General features: G+C 61.3%; 1 protein-coding gene. It reads right to left on the bottom strand.

The window, feature by feature from the left end:
• Nucleotides 1-302 (bottom strand): peptidylprolyl isomerase (locus tag EUU22_RS00030; protein ID WP_205687798.1); only part of this gene is annotated, 302 nt, incomplete at both ends.

The raw sequence follows: 302 nt of genomic DNA on the forward strand, positions 1-302 counted from the left end.
TGCGCAGGGCCTCATCGACGATCTCTACCTTCTGCTCGGCCTTCGCCTTAGCGATCAGTTCGAGATACTTGTCGCGCATGACGAGCTGGCGCACCTGCTGCGAAACGTCTTCGTAGGCCGGCGGCGGCGCGTCGCGCTTGTCCTCGACCTTGATGACGTGGAAGCCGAACTGGGTCTTGACCGGGGTCTTGGAGTAAGTGCCCTTCTCCATGGCGAAAGCGGCCTGCTCGAATTCGGGAACCATACGCCCCTTGGTGAAGTAACCGAGATCGCCCCCTTCCGACTTGTTCGGGTCGGTGGAC

Source organism: Ciceribacter ferrooxidans (assembly GCF_004137355.1).
GTDB lineage: Bacteria > Pseudomonadota > Alphaproteobacteria > Rhizobiales > Rhizobiaceae > Allorhizobium > Allorhizobium ferrooxidans.